Here is a 13,067-nt window from a genome sequence, read left to right on the forward strand (position 1 = left end):
ATCTCATTCCTAAAACCCAATACTCAAGAAACCCTCAAACCCAAAACACATGAATCCAAAAGTTGATTTTTTCTTTAATAATGCCAAGCAATGGCAGAAAGAATTTGAAAAATTAAGGACAATAGCCTTAAGCACTGAGCTTGTAGAAGATTTAAAATGGGGATGCCCCTGTTATACCTATCAGGGGAAAAATATTTTCTTAATCCACGGATTTAAAGAATATTGTGCACTCCTTTTCTTTAAAGGTGCTTTAATGAAAGATCCTGACCAGATTTTGATTCAGCAATCTGAAAATGTACAGGCTGCAAGACAGATTCGTTTTACTGATGCACAGCAAATCAATGACCTGGAGGAAGTTCTTCGATCTTATATGTTTCAAGCCGTTGAAATTGAAGAATCAGGGGCTAAAGTTGAAATGAAGAAAACAAAAGCGTTTGAAATAGCTGAAGAGTTTCAAAACAAACTGGATGAAAATCCTGAACTAAAAGATGCTTTTGAAGCTCTCACTCCGGGAAGGCAAAGGGCTTACCTGCTCCACTTTTCTTCTCCCAAACAGTCCAAAACAAGAGAAGCAAGAATTGAAAAATGTATTCCTCAGATCTTGGCAGGAAAAGGTCTTAACGATTAACTTAATGAAATAATTCAGGGAAACACCAAACCAATCCTAAAACAGAATCTACTATGAAAAAGAAAACCTTAACTCCAGAACAAAGCGAAACTTTATTAAAAGTACTCAAAACCCGTTTTGAGAAAAATATAAGCCGCCACAAAGGTCTGAACTGGGAAAAGATCCAGCCAAAACTGGAAGCCGCTCCCGAAAAACTCTGGTCATTGAACGAAATGGAGGAAACGGAAGGCGAGCCCGATGTGGTAAACTATGACAAAAAAACAGACGAATACATCTTCTTCGACTGTTCCCCCGAAAGTCCGAAACGCAGAAGTCTCTGCTACGATTCCCAGGCCTGGGAATCCCGCAAAGCCAACAAACCTGAAAGCAATGCCATTGATAAAGCATCTGAAATGGGCATCGAACTCTTAACAGAGACACAGTACCGCCAACTTCAGGAATTGGGAAAATTTGATTTAAAAACATCAAGCTGGGTAAAAACGCCTGCCAACATCCGCGAATTAGGCGGAGCTATTTTCTGTGACCGCCGTTACAATACCGTGTTTATGTATCACAATGGAGCAGATTCTTATTATGCAGCGAGAGGTTTTAGGGGAAGTTTGAGGGTTTGAGAGTATGAGAGTTAAAAATCAAAGATTTTCAAAAACTTGAGTGTACTTTCTATACGCAAAGCTGGAACTTAGAAAAAACTTAAGTGTTAAAAACTTTTGTGACTTTTGTGGTTTAAAATAAGCCTCCCCATTTCCAACACTTTAGTCCACTTTAGAGAGTATAAAATTATAGTCCATAAAGAAGATCACTTAAGATGAAAATCAAAGATTTTCAAAAAACTTGAGTGTACTTTATATACACAAAGCTGGAAACTTAATAAAAACTTAAGTGTTCAAAAACTTTTGTGACTTTTGTGGTTTAAAAATAAACATCCTCATTAACAACACTTTAGATAGTGTAAAGTTATAGTCCATAAAGAAGGTCACTTAAGAGGAAAATCAAAGATTTTCAAAAAACTTGAGTGTACTTTATATACAAAAAGCTGGAAACTTAAAAAAAACTTAAGTGTTCAAAAACTTTTGTGACTTTTGTGGTTTGAGTTGAAGTGAATGCATCATAAGTATATAATATAAAGGTATTATTCATCACCTATCGTGTCCAAATTTTGCTTTGCCCTTAAAATACTGTTCAAAAAATGATCAATCCTATTTGTTTAAAGGAAATGCCGGGTTATTTGTATCTAATATTCTTTCATATTTAAATACTATTACTAATTTAGTACATTGAAATTTGAATTAATATAACAACATTGGGTATGAAAAAATTAATCTTACTGGGTTCATTATCGGTATTTCTTGTAAACTGTAATAAAAAAACAGAAACACCGGCACCAAAGGCTGAAACCGACACGGCCGCCGTAGTGGAGCCTGTAGTAGATACACTGGGACCAAAATCATTCTGCTATATGGGCATTACCGGAAAAGACAGTGTTTTTGCATCAATTGATGATAATTTAGGGACCATTACCGGAAAATTAACCTATAAAAACAGCGAAAAAGACAGTTCAAAAGGAGAGGTAAGCGGCTTTAAATCAGGAGACACGCTGAAACTGACTTACGAATTCCAGTCTGAAGGAACAAAAAGCAAAAGAGATATTTTCTTCATTCAAAAGGACAATATCTTAACCGAAGGAATCGGAGATCACAAAGAAGAAGACGGGCAGTCTAAGTATGCTGATGAGAAAAAAGTAAGCTATAAAGATGGACAAAAACTGCAGGCAGCTGACTGTAAATTGGTCGCAAAAGCTTTAAAATAATCTAAAAATCAGATTATTCTCCATTATTAGAAATATTCTGCATGGTATTTGCTATTTTAGAGTTTATCACTCATAATAACAAAAAATTATCAATAATCATGCAGCAATTACAGGTAAGACCTTTTTCAAAAACGGAACTTATTGAAGGACTCAGGAAGACATTTCCTAAATACAAAATCCAGACAAGCTTTGGAGCATTGCAGGTTCGGACCAGCGGTTTTACTTTAACAGGAAGTGTGAAAATAGATGCGCATCCCGAAACCGGAAAAATAGCTACCCAAACGCAGCTGGATTCCACTTTTTTTCTCATTCTATTTTTCCCCATCGGGTTTTATGTAATGATGAAGAAAGAGAAAATAAGAAGACTTGAAAATGAGGTGATTAAGGGAATAAAGAAAATTCTTTCTGAAGACCAGTAATCATTTCAATCGATATCAGAAAAGATAAGAAGGTGGCTGAAGCAATTCAAAGCCACCTTTTTTATATTGTTTATTGAAGTTCTTTCTTGACGATCTCTATAAAGCGTTCTACCGCTTCATCCCCCGTATTCCATGAGGTAATAAGACGGATGGCAGAAGATTGGGAATCAATTTTTTTCCACACAAAAAATTCAAAATGTTCCAACAGTATTTCGATAAGTTCATTGCTAATAATCGGAAAAATCTGATTGGTGTAGGTATCGGACAGAAACTGTACTCCCCTTTCTGTCATCGCATTTTTGATTTTCATAGCCTGAACATTCGCATGTTTGGCAAGATTAAAATACAAATCATTTTTCATCAGCTCCACAAACTGGATTCCAAGAAGTCTTCCCTTCGCCAGTAATGCTCCCTTTTGTTTGATATTAAATGCAAAATCAGGCTGTAAATCTTTATTATTGATCACAATGGCCTCTCCTATCAATGCACCGTTTTTTGTTCCGCCCAGGTAAAAAATATCGGTGAGTTCCGCCACTCTTTCCAGAGTAAGATCATTGATTTCACAAGTGAGTCCATGTCCCAATCTGGCTCCGTCCATAAACAGATAAAGCCCTTTTTGACGACAAAATTCGGAAAGCTCTTCCAGTTCGTGAGCCAGATACACCGTTCCCAGCTCTGTAGAATTTGAGATATACACCAGCTTCGGCATTACCTGATGCGGAATATTACCATGGCTTTCCAAAACCGGAATAATATCGGAAGGTCTCAGTTTCCCATCTTGCGTATCAATACTCAAAACTTTATGTCCTGTAGCTTCAATCGCTCCCGTTTCATTATTTAATATATGTCCCGGCGCTGCCGATATGACGCATTGATAAGGCCTCAGAATCGCAGAGATCACAATGAGATTGGCCTGTGTTCCTCCTGAAACCAAATAAATTTCAGAATCCTGGTTTTTAATTTTCTCTTTAATCAGTTGTTTGGCCTGCAGAGAATATTCATCTTCTCCATATCCGGCTTGCTGTTCAAAATTAGATTGTACAAGTGCTTGTAGAATATTCGGGTGGCATCCCTCAGAATAGTCGTTTTTAAATGAAAATTTCATAGAGTAAAATTAAAAAAAGTTCAAATAACAAGCCCTAATTTTACATAATATTTTGTTAGATTTGTAGTGAAAATCATCTAACATTTTGAAAACGACATTAACAGAAGAAAATTATCTGAAAGCTTTGTTTCATTTAGTTGACAATGAAGGGAAGGTAACAATCAATGAACTCAGCAAATTTCTAGGCGTTAAAATGCCTAGTGTCAATAATATGATGAAAAAATTTGCCGACAAAAAATGGGTGATCTATGAAACCTACAAACCATTGGTAGTAACAGAAAGCGGAAAGCGTGAAGCGGCACTGGTCGTTCGTAAGCACAGACTTACTGAGATGTTTCTGGTCAAAAAAATGAACTTTGGCTGGGAAAATGTCCATGAGATTGCAGAACAGCTCGAACATGTTCATTCACAAATCTTCTTCGATAAAATGGATGAGATCCTGGATTATCCTAAATTTGATCCGCACGGAGAACCTATTCCGGACAAAGACGGAAATATTATTGCCCAGGACCTTCATAAACTGAGTGCCTGTACTGTTGGGGAAACCGTGACTTTTGCTTCTGTCACCGTTTCGGACGATGGGTTCCTAAGCTATTTAAATGAAAGAAAACTTCTTCTGAATACCAGAATCAAGGTGATCAAAATTGAAGACTTTGATAAGTCAATGACCATAGAGATTGGTGACAATAAAGAAGTGATCAGCAGAAAAGCTACGGAAATCATCTTGGTGAAGAAGTAAAAGATAAGTTGCGCTAACTTTATCATTAGAATTTGATGGCCGAGACTCTCGAATCTACCCGATCCCAATATCCTTTGCTATCCTGCCAGCATTCTCAACACCTGATCAATTTCCTCCTGCGTATTAAAATAATGAGGGGACAGCCGGATCGCTTGGTCTACATTTTTCAAGGTAAAATCGATCAGAGCATTACTTTTATTGCTTACTGAAAAATAGACGTTGTTCTCTTTCAATATTTTATAAATACGTTCAATACTGTGATCAGCAGCACAGAACGTAACAATGCTGCACAAGTTATTCCCCTGATCCAAAACTCTTAAACCATTGTTCCGAAGGCCGCTGCGTAAGTTTTCTGCCAGTTTTTTATTATACGCTTCGATAGTCTGTAAACCTATTTCGTTAGCATATTTTGCAGCTTCTGTAAACCCTAAAATTGAACTGATGGAAGTTTCCCAATGTTCGAATCGTTTCGCAGTTTTCAGGAGTTTATAATCATCAAAAGCAGTCCATTCTGCCCCACTCATATCCAAAAATAAAGGCGCCTTATCTTTATCTAAAACGTTCTTTGATACATATAAAAATCCTGTTCCTCTGGGTCCACGCATAAATTTCCTGCCCGTTACAGTTAGAAAATCACAGCCTATTTTTTCTACATCTACAACCATCTGTCCTACCGACTGGCAGGCATCCACAAGATACAATACATCATAATGACGGCAAATCTTTCCGGCTCCTTCCACATTTTGAATCAGTCCGGAATTGGTTGGAACATGTGTTACAGCCACAAGTTTTGGATTGTATTTTTTGATCAGGTTTTCCAAATCTTCCAGATCCAGTTCATGATCAGAAAGGGTTTTAGTCCTGATTACTTTAACACCTGAATTTTTCTGCAGTGATAAAAAAGCGATCTGATTTGAGATATAGTCATCGTTGGTTGTGATAATAGCATCTCCACTTTCAAACCTTATGCTTGACAAAGCCTTAGCATAAGCATCGGTAGAGCTCACGGTAAAGGCCATATGATCTGGTTGGGCATTAATCAGCTTAGCGGCTTCTTCATAGAATTGATTGATCTGTTCAGCATTCCTGTCAGCCGCTTCATATCCTCCATACTGCTGTTCTGAATGAATATGGCTGATCATTGTTTTCACTACAGTTTCCGGCATCAATGATCCTCCTGCGCTGTTAAAAAATAGCTTATCGGTACAGCCGGGGGTATCTCTTCTAATGATATTGAGGTCCATATTTTATGGGTTCTGATGATGTAATAATTTAATTCAATTTTTTTTCACATAAAAAATCCCGAAAGTTGAAGTCCGGGATTGATATAGTTGCTTATTTTCATTAGTCTAAAACGCTCCAACCTCTCTTCGGATTGGTATTGGAAGAAACTTCCTGTTCGTTGACAATGATATTTTCTTTTCTCTGACCGATGTAGTCAAGTTCGCTTAGTTTAGAGAAAATGATTTCTAAGCTGCGAAGCATTTGCTGGATATACAACAACGGCTCTCCGCAATTGTGATGGTCATAGTTGGTTTCTGCCACAATAGAAAGCTGGTTCAGTAAAGTATGGGGGGCAATCTCACTCCATTCTAAACTGTAATTCAGCATTTCTTCCAGTTCGGCAGGAACCAGAAGCTGTGTAGAATTATAAAGATGAAGAGCCAGTTTTGCGAATGCCTCAATCAAAAATACAGGCGGTTGCCATGGAATAATATTTCTAAATTGGAAATACATATCTCCAAATGTATTCACCATTGTTGTACACAAATATTTAACGTTTTGTGCCAGTGCGGTATTTTGATTCTTATGAGAGGTCTTTTGAATAATCTTAAAGGCATACTGCTGAAGATTCCCTATAGACTTGGCATAGCTTCCATAATAATCAAGTAAAACAGGATGACTCTGAATAGACGTACACGGTGGAATAAAATTAGAATCTACCTGAGCGATATTGGCTTTCAGATCTACCTTTCCGATGATCAGATAATTCCCTCCTGAATAGCTGCTGTTCAGCGAAGTTACAGGAAGCAATTCGATGTGGTGATTCGGCTGTGCATTGGGATGACGGGGTGGAATTTCCTCCGGGTCAATATCTCCGAAAGGTACTTTATCAAAAGGATTAACCGAGATCAGAATATAATAATCTCCGTCTGCCTGTTCTTCGTTCATCGATCTGGCCAGAGATTTGACACTGACTCTTCTGTCCGTTAAATCAATACGATAGCCCGCCATTGTGATCGCGCTACATCTTTTGATCACTAGCTGAACATCGTTGGTAGCGGTATTATGGACATCAAAAATTGTTTTGTCGGTAAATTCATTGGAGATGGGCAGGAGACCATAATTATATGTGTTGATACCCAGCGAACTGGAATCTCTGATCGTGTCAATTAAAAAATTATCCTGATCATTAAGGTGTCTCTGGGAAACTTTCATCCCGTCTACCCAGTTGATCGCAAAATGTTTAATAGGCTGTATCATATGTAATACTTTTAAATTTTCTGTGATTATGATTTTTTCAATACTCCTTCTTCCTCATGCTGGATCACTCTCTTGCAAATCACGACCTCATTTTCGGAAATGCTGTTGGTAGAAATGTCCTGGTCGAAATCAATATATTTTCTAAAACTGAAAAATGATTTTTTGGTGTAAAAAATCCAGTAATAAGATTCTTTTTCTATATCTGAAAGGTGAATGATTGAGTTAGGATTTTTATGGTTATAATCATCCACTACCCTATAAAACCAGTCTCCGAAGGTTACTCCCGTAGGCAACGTTTTGGCTTTAATTCTAAATCTGTTGGTGTCTTCCAGGTTTTTACTCAACTCAACATTCAATACCATCAGCCTGTCAAAATCCACCCCATCGAAGTCAGGAAGTTTTTGATCCGGCGAATACCTCCAGGTTTTATAAATATCAAAAGGAATGCTGATGAACTGAACATAGCAATAATAAAATACCATCGGAACAAGGAAGATCACCATACTTGTGGCCGCCATGACAGCATACCCCGTTCCCTTGCTCATCCAGTTAAAGATCAAAGTAAATAAAAATCCTCCAAAAGCAATACAGGTCAATGAAAGCAGGGATTCAAACAAAATACTCATCCCAACTGAATCAATATGTTTTCTGAAATACCGGTGCAGTAAATTGACATGAATAATCCCAAAAATAAGATAGAAAACCTGGGCTATAAGATACCAGTACGGATTAAAAAGATTTCCGGCAAACCCAAAAATTCCAGGCAGAGCCAGACATAAACTGCAAAGAAGAACATAGATAATAATTACTTTAATCTTGATCGCAGGTTTATTTCTTCTGAGCAACCCCAGAATAAACATCATAATTACTGCGATTAAAGGCATTAAAATATACCTTAAAAAAATACCTTTTACTGAAGAAATTTCCATTAGTTTCTTTTCAAATTTATACTTGGTTGGTCGTTGTAAATATAATAAATTATTTTAGAGGAATGTAGAGTATCCAAGACGGCTGGCATTTCTTTCGTCATCTTCAAGACTGAACGAATATTCTTCTTTCTCTGTAATGAAATTTTCCACCACGTCTACCGTTACGGGCAGAAAATAATCATATAAAGCCTGGAGTACATTTCTGAATGGATTTCCCGCAATATATTTTTTCATTTCCGTATAAGGAATGGGCCCAATATTGACCACCCAGTTTCTTTGTCCGTCCATATGCTTTCCGCTCGGAATATAAGTCACTCCCAATTTGGAATTGCCCAATAACATAGAATCATCATTTCTTTCGATCCGATCTATAATATTGGGGGTAAAAGTAACTTCCACCGGTACCTGAAGAAAAGCGGTCATGCATCTTTCAAACCATTTCTTATCTCCTCTGATCTGATGAAAAAAGGGCAAAATGTAGATGAAAATATAAGCATTCTGCTCGTCAAGCATTTTGATAAGAGGCCAGAGCTCGCTCACAGTTTCCAAAAGCGTATCTGTACTGCTTGAAATATCAAACTCCGATTCTTTAAGCAGAGCACTGATTTCTGTAAAAAAAACTTCAAGCTCAAAAGGACGGAAAAATTTCCGGGCGTCCTCTTCTATTTTCTTTTGTTTCCGGATTTCACGAACTACCGTATCCACATTCTTTCGGGAAGCTCCCAAAGACGGTGGATGAAAAAGCCCTTCAGGAAGATAGTCATAAATTCCCTCTCTATAGGTTTCTATTGTGAAGACTTCTTCATCAAATCCTAAATAACTGCTGGAAATACTTTTGATATCCTTCAGGTAAGCACGGTCGTTGATCCCGATCCGCTCTATAAATATATTGCTTACCGCACGCTGATATTTCAAAAGATTCACCGCCACGGCTTCAGCTTTGAAGTCGGTCTGCAGTTTATTGTAATACATGTCTACAATATTATTCTCATACATAGTGTTTCCTGTGATTATGACTTGTAAAGATAATATATCTCATAAGTTTGAAAAAATAAATTACCAACAATTTTATTTTAAAAGTACTAATTTATTAACATTAATGGGAATAATATATGACAAATTCCGTGAAAATACGGTAATACCGCGTTTTTGCCAGTTTAAGACTCCAATTTGCACATCAACAGGTTCTTCTTGATACACCGTCGTTTACAATATAAAATCCCTTTCATTTTGGAATTTCAGATAATTTTATACCCTATTCCCTTTATTTAGATTAAGTTTTATTAACATCCATAGGATAAGAAATTGCTCATAATTGATGGAGGTTCGGAAACCGGGCCGTATCTTTGCCGCTTGTAAAATGTTATTTATAATGAAAAGTATTTATTCTAAAATTCTGATTTTAGCATTCATTTCATCTTCACTTTATTCTTATGCATGGGGATTAGCGGGACACCGGGTGATCGCAGAGATCGCAGAAAACCATCTTTCAGGGAAGGCAAGAAGAGAAATCAAGAAAATAATGGGGAAAGAACGTCTGGCGTATTGGGCGAACTGGCCGGACTTTATCAAGTCGGATACCACAGGTGCCTGGAAACAAGCTTCATCATGGCATTACGTCAACATTGATCCACAGACAGATTTTAAAAATTTTGATCAAAAACTGAAAATGCAGGCGGGTCCAAGTCTTTACACTCAGGTAAACACTTTGTCCAGCCAGATCAAAGACGAAAAGACCTCTGCAAAAGACAGAAAAATTGCTTTGATCTTCCTGATTCATATTATGGGAGACCTTGCGCAGCCTCTTCACGTAGGAAGAGCTGAAGATCTTGGTGGAAACAAAATCAATGTTACTTATTTCGGAGAAAAAACCAATCTTCACTCTGTATGGGACGGAAAACTGGTAGATTCCCAGAAATACAGCTACACAGAATATGCGCAACTTTTAGATATTAAATCAAAGGATGAAGTGGCACAGATTCAGACCGGAACGGTAGAAGACTGGTTGTATGATTCTCATAAAATCGCCAACAAGATTTATGCACAGACTCCAAACGATTCAAAATTAGCGTACGATTATCAGTACAAATTCAATGATACTCTTGAAAGACAGCTTCTTTACGGAGGTCTTAGACTGGCAAAATTATTGAACGATTTGTTTTAATGATTATTGTTAACATGTAAATCATAAAAGAATTTTTAATTCTTTACTGTACAAGCGGAACTTCGGTTTCGCTTTTTTTTGTTGGAATCGAAGGCTAAGATAAAAATTAAAAATTCAGATTCGAACTTCATAGTCTATCTGATATCTCAAATCTATTAATCTCGCCTCTTTACTCTTTTCCACCCTTAATTTAAAAAATAATTAAAACACGTGTAACCTTTTTACCCTTTCATACGTATAATATATAGTAACTCTTTTTGAGGATAAAAATAGATGAGACAATTAAAAATCACTAAGCAGGTAACCAACAGGGAAACTGCTTCATTAGACAAGTATTTGCAGGAAATTGGTAAAGTGGAACTGATCACTGCGGACGAAGAAGTAGATTTGGCACAAAAAATACGTGCGGGCGACAGAGCTGCACTGGAGAAATTAATCAAGGCCAACCTTCGTTTCGTGGTTTCTGTATCCAAGCAATACCAAAATCAAGGTCTTTCTTTACCCGATTTGATTAATGAAGGTAATTTAGGATTGATGAAAGCGGCAAAAAGGTACGATGAAACTAGAGGTTTCAAATTTATCTCTTATGCGGTTTGGTGGATTCGTCAGTCAATTTTACAGGCTTTAGCTGAGCAGTCAAGAATTGTAAGGCTTCCGTTGAATAAAATCGGCTCCATCAACAAAATTAATAAGGCATACGCTCACCTTGAACAGGAAAATGAAAGACCACCTTCTCCGGAAGAATTGGCTGAAGTTCTTGACATGAGCGAGGAAGATATTAAAGAATCTATGAAAAACTCCGGAAGACACCTGTCCATGGATGCACCTTTGGTAGAAGGTGAAGATTCTAATCTTTACGATGTATTGCGTTCAGGAGAATCTCCAAGTCCGGATAAAGATTTGATGCTTGAATCTCTTCAGATTGAGATTGAAAGAGCATTAAACACTTTGACTCCAAGAGAGGCTGATTTGGTAAGATTGTACTTCGGATTGAACGGCAAGCATCCTATGACTTTAGAAGAAATTGGCGAAACTTTCGATCTTACGAGAGAAAGAGTGCGTCAGATCAAGGAAAAAGCGATCAAGAGATTAAAGCACAATACCAGAAGTAAGATCTTGAAATCTTATTTAGGTAAATAAATTTTAGCGCAAAACAATGTATGCGGAGTCTGTTTTCAGGCTCCGTTTTTTTTATTTTTGTATTTATGAATACAGATGTATACTTTTTGATTGGAGGGATCATTCTATTTTTTATTTTGATTAATCTCTTGCTTTATTTTTATCATAAGAATAGACGCACCCTTTTTTTCAGGTATATCAAAGACAGAAATTATACGGTAATAAAAAATATTGAAAGCCATATTGAAAGCTATTCAAAAGTAAGTACAAAACTTACTTATTGTAAGGCGGATATTGTTTTTTTAGAACAGGATATTTTTATTATTCCTTTCAATAAACCAATTTTACAACTGCGTACTAGCCCGGAAGTTTACCCTTACGTTTCCTTAAACTTTAAAACTTCTTGTAAAAAGATACATGATCATACACTGGAAATTAAAGGAGATACAAGTCTGGGAAGCTTTAAAATCTCTTTAAATTTTAAAAATAAAAATTTCGATTTGCATTCTGTTGTACAATGGGTGTAACAATTTTCAGACTATCTTCAACTAATAAGGAAACCCCAATCAAAAAAATTATGAAAAAAATACTTTTCGCTTCCGCACTGATCTTATCAGTACTTTCCTGTACAGAAAATAAGCCTGAGAATACTCCGGCTGTAGACAATGCAGTTGATAACGCAGAATCATCTGTTTCCGGTACTTTAAAAAGCTATCGTGATGAAAATATGATTGATAAAATTTATTCCGAACTGATCAAAAATGATAAAAACCTGAAGCTTTTGGACGATAAACTTGTCCAACTTTATGAGGAAAACAGAAAGGTTCTGGCGCTCTATGCAGAGATCCTTCATAAATCCGAATCTTTTTATCTTGATGCCAAAAGTCTGGCCGGAACGATCAAAGATTCTCTACTAAAACAACAAGTTGAAAAAGAAATTACAATAAGTTCTGACCAATATGATCTTACAATAAGCAAAGTGAAAGAACTGATGGCGAAAGTAAATCAAAACATTGATGATATCAACAATCAATACACTGCTTTTAAAATCAGAAAAACACTTCCTGAGATCGGAAAATACCAGAATGCCCATCCTCTGAAAACTGATAGTTTGGAAAGTCTTATCAAAAAACAAAATGAATTACTGAACGAACTGAAAAATTTAAAATAAAACAATGAATTACACCACACAATGGCTTTCCGATACCGCCCGAACTGAAGAACTGGTTGATTTTTTCATCACCCACAAAACGGATTCCTATATTTCGCATGGCGAGATTATATCAGGAAGAGCTTTGGATGCAAACCATTGGAATCCTGATTTAAAAGACATATTAACAGCTCAGTTTCACTCTGGATTTACTGTAGATCAGAATTCAAAATTAAATATTCTGATAGCTGAAAATGAAGAGGGAAAGATCATAGGAATGCTCGTTTTCAATATTATTACCGGATACAAAAATTATGCGGTATTGGAAGATATGCTTTTGGATCATTCTCTCAGAGGACAATCACTGGGAAGTACTTTGCTGGAGAAGGCTGTGGAAGAGGCTAAAAACTGGAATATCAGTTTTATGATGTTGGAAAGTGGGCTCAATAATACAGGTGCTCATCACTTCTTTAATAAGTATGGATTTAAGAAAGTATCTGAAAATTATATTTTAACACTTTAA

15 protein-coding genes are annotated in these 13,067 nt (G+C 36.6%); 10 read left to right on the forward strand and 5 right to left on the reverse strand.

Annotated features, from left to right (window positions below):
* Positions 1–49: 49 nt before the first annotated feature.
* From BW964_RS01210 to BW964_RS01225, 4 genes are all read left to right on the forward strand, one after another.
* Positions 50–628, forward strand: coding sequence for a YdeI/OmpD-associated family protein (locus tag BW964_RS01210; protein WP_076504066.1), 579 nt, complete (start codon positions 50–52; stop codon positions 626–628).
* 53 nt (positions 629–681) lie between these two features.
* On the forward strand, positions 682–1,239 hold the full coding sequence (locus BW964_RS01215) for a DUF4256 domain-containing protein (RefSeq protein WP_076504068.1): 558 nt from the start codon (positions 682–684) through the stop codon (positions 1,237–1,239).
* Between the two features lie 695 nt (positions 1,240–1,934).
* Entirely contained in the window at positions 1,935–2,435 is a 501-nt protein-coding gene (locus tag BW964_RS01220) for a hypothetical protein (RefSeq protein WP_076504069.1), read from the forward strand.
* A gap of 98 nt (positions 2,436–2,533) precedes the next feature.
* Complete coding sequence (locus BW964_RS01225; protein WP_123911981.1) at positions 2,534–2,854, forward strand: hypothetical protein; 321 nt, start codon at positions 2,534–2,536, stop codon at positions 2,852–2,854.
* 70 nt (positions 2,855–2,924) lie between these two features.
* On the opposite strand, the gene BW964_RS01230 is transcribed toward BW964_RS01225, so the two are convergent.
* Positions 2,925–3,959, reverse strand: a complete 1,035-nt coding sequence (locus BW964_RS01230) for a threonine aldolase family protein (RefSeq protein ID WP_076504072.1) — start codon at positions 3,957–3,959, stop codon at positions 2,925–2,927.
* An 85-nt stretch (positions 3,960–4,044) separates the two neighbouring features.
* Between BW964_RS01230 and BW964_RS01235 the strand changes: the two genes are divergently transcribed.
* Entirely contained in the window at positions 4,045–4,698 is a 654-nt protein-coding gene (locus tag BW964_RS01235) for a metal-dependent transcriptional regulator (RefSeq protein WP_076504074.1), read from the forward strand.
* A gap of 77 nt (positions 4,699–4,775) precedes the next feature.
* Here the strand turns inward: BW964_RS01235 and BW964_RS01240 are convergent, their stop codons facing one another.
* The 4 genes from BW964_RS01240 to BW964_RS01255 all read right to left on the reverse strand — a co-directional run bounded on the left by BW964_RS01240 (position 4,776) and on the right by BW964_RS01255 (position 9,083).
* Complete coding sequence (locus BW964_RS01240; protein ID WP_076504075.1) at positions 4,776–5,942, reverse strand: aminotransferase class V-fold PLP-dependent enzyme; 1,167 nt, start codon at positions 5,940–5,942, stop codon at positions 4,776–4,778.
* Positions 5,943–6,042: 100 nt separating this feature from the next.
* Positions 6,043–7,182, reverse strand: coding sequence for a hypothetical protein (locus tag BW964_RS01245; protein ID WP_073334501.1), 1,140 nt, complete (start codon positions 7,180–7,182; stop codon positions 6,043–6,045).
* A gap of 26 nt (positions 7,183–7,208) precedes the next feature.
* On the reverse strand, positions 7,209–8,111 hold the full coding sequence (locus tag BW964_RS01250; protein ID WP_076504077.1) for a TssN family type VI secretion system protein: 903 nt from the start codon (positions 8,109–8,111) through the stop codon (positions 7,209–7,211).
* A gap of 54 nt (positions 8,112–8,165) precedes the next feature.
* The gene (locus BW964_RS01255; protein WP_228432070.1) at positions 8,166–9,083 is read right to left on the reverse strand and encodes a type VI secretion system baseplate subunit TssG; all 918 of its coding nucleotides are present in this window, start codon (positions 9,081–9,083) and stop codon (positions 8,166–8,168) included.
* A gap of 400 nt (positions 9,084–9,483) precedes the next feature.
* Here BW964_RS01255 and BW964_RS01260 point away from each other — a divergent pair, with 400 nt between their 5' ends.
* The 5 genes from BW964_RS01260 to BW964_RS01280 all read left to right on the forward strand — a co-directional run bounded on the left by BW964_RS01260 (position 9,484) and on the right by BW964_RS01280 (position 13,067).
* A complete protein-coding gene (locus BW964_RS01260) occupies positions 9,484–10,275 on the forward strand; it encodes a S1/P1 nuclease (RefSeq protein ID WP_076504080.1) in 792 nt (263 codons plus the stop codon).
* 273 nt (positions 10,276–10,548) lie between these two features.
* Positions 10,549–11,415 carry a sigma-70 family RNA polymerase sigma factor gene (locus BW964_RS01265; protein ID WP_055859010.1) on the forward strand — a complete coding sequence of 289 codons (867 nt, stop codon included), beginning with the start codon at positions 10,549–10,551 and terminating at the stop codon, positions 11,413–11,415.
* A 65-nt stretch (positions 11,416–11,480) separates the two neighbouring features.
* Positions 11,481–11,921: a hypothetical protein gene (locus BW964_RS01270; protein WP_123911982.1), complete on the forward strand. Its 441-nt coding sequence runs from the start codon at positions 11,481–11,483 to the stop codon at positions 11,919–11,921.
* Positions 11,922–11,971: 50 nt separating this feature from the next.
* Positions 11,972–12,565, forward strand: coding sequence for a hypothetical protein (locus BW964_RS01275; protein ID WP_076505375.1), 594 nt, complete (start codon positions 11,972–11,974; stop codon positions 12,563–12,565).
* Positions 12,566–12,569: 4 nt separating this feature from the next.
* Positions 12,570–13,067, forward strand: a complete 498-nt coding sequence (locus BW964_RS01280) for a GNAT family N-acetyltransferase (RefSeq protein WP_076504083.1) — start codon at positions 12,570–12,572, stop codon at positions 13,065–13,067.

It is taken from the genome of Chryseobacterium shigense (assembly GCF_900156575.1).
Taxonomy (GTDB): Bacteria; Bacteroidota; Bacteroidia; order Flavobacteriales; family Weeksellaceae; genus Chryseobacterium; species Chryseobacterium shigense.

Excerpts from the sequence above, each read along its gene's own strand:
- BW964_RS01210 (WP_076504066.1), top strand. The coding sequence starts at position 50 with ATGAATCCAAAAGTTGATTTTTTCTTTAATAATGCCAAGCAATGGCAG.
- BW964_RS01215 (WP_076504068.1), top strand. The coding sequence starts at position 682 with ATGAAAAAGAAAACCTTAACTCCAGAACAAAGCGAAACTTTATTAAAA.
- BW964_RS01220 (WP_076504069.1), top strand. The coding sequence starts at position 1,935 with ATGAAAAAATTAATCTTACTGGGTTCATTATCGGTATTTCTTGTAAAC.
- BW964_RS01225 (WP_123911981.1), top strand. The coding sequence starts at position 2,534 with ATGCAGCAATTACAGGTAAGACCTTTTTCAAAAACGGAACTTATTGAA.
- BW964_RS01230 (WP_076504072.1), bottom strand. The coding sequence starts at position 3,959 with ATGAAATTTTCATTTAAAAACGACTATTCTGAGGGATGCCACCCGAAT.
- BW964_RS01240 (WP_076504075.1), bottom strand. The coding sequence starts at position 5,942 with ATGGACCTCAATATCATTAGAAGAGATACCCCCGGCTGTACCGATAAG.
- BW964_RS01245 (WP_073334501.1), bottom strand. The coding sequence starts at position 7,182 with ATGATACAGCCTATTAAACATTTTGCGATCAACTGGGTAGACGGGATG.
- BW964_RS01250 (WP_076504077.1), bottom strand. The coding sequence starts at position 8,111 with ATGGAAATTTCTTCAGTAAAAGGTATTTTTTTAAGGTATATTTTAATG.
- BW964_RS01255 (WP_228432070.1), bottom strand. The coding sequence starts at position 9,083 with ATGTATTACAATAAACTGCAGACCGACTTCAAAGCTGAAGCCGTGGCG.
- BW964_RS01260 (WP_076504080.1), top strand. The coding sequence starts at position 9,484 with ATGAAAAGTATTTATTCTAAAATTCTGATTTTAGCATTCATTTCATCT.
- BW964_RS01265 (WP_055859010.1), top strand. The coding sequence starts at position 10,549 with ATGAGACAATTAAAAATCACTAAGCAGGTAACCAACAGGGAAACTGCT.
- BW964_RS01270 (WP_123911982.1), top strand. The coding sequence starts at position 11,481 with ATGAATACAGATGTATACTTTTTGATTGGAGGGATCATTCTATTTTTT.
- BW964_RS01275 (WP_076505375.1), top strand. The coding sequence starts at position 11,972 with ATGAAAAAAATACTTTTCGCTTCCGCACTGATCTTATCAGTACTTTCC.
- BW964_RS01280 (WP_076504083.1), top strand. The coding sequence starts at position 12,570 with ATGAATTACACCACACAATGGCTTTCCGATACCGCCCGAACTGAAGAA.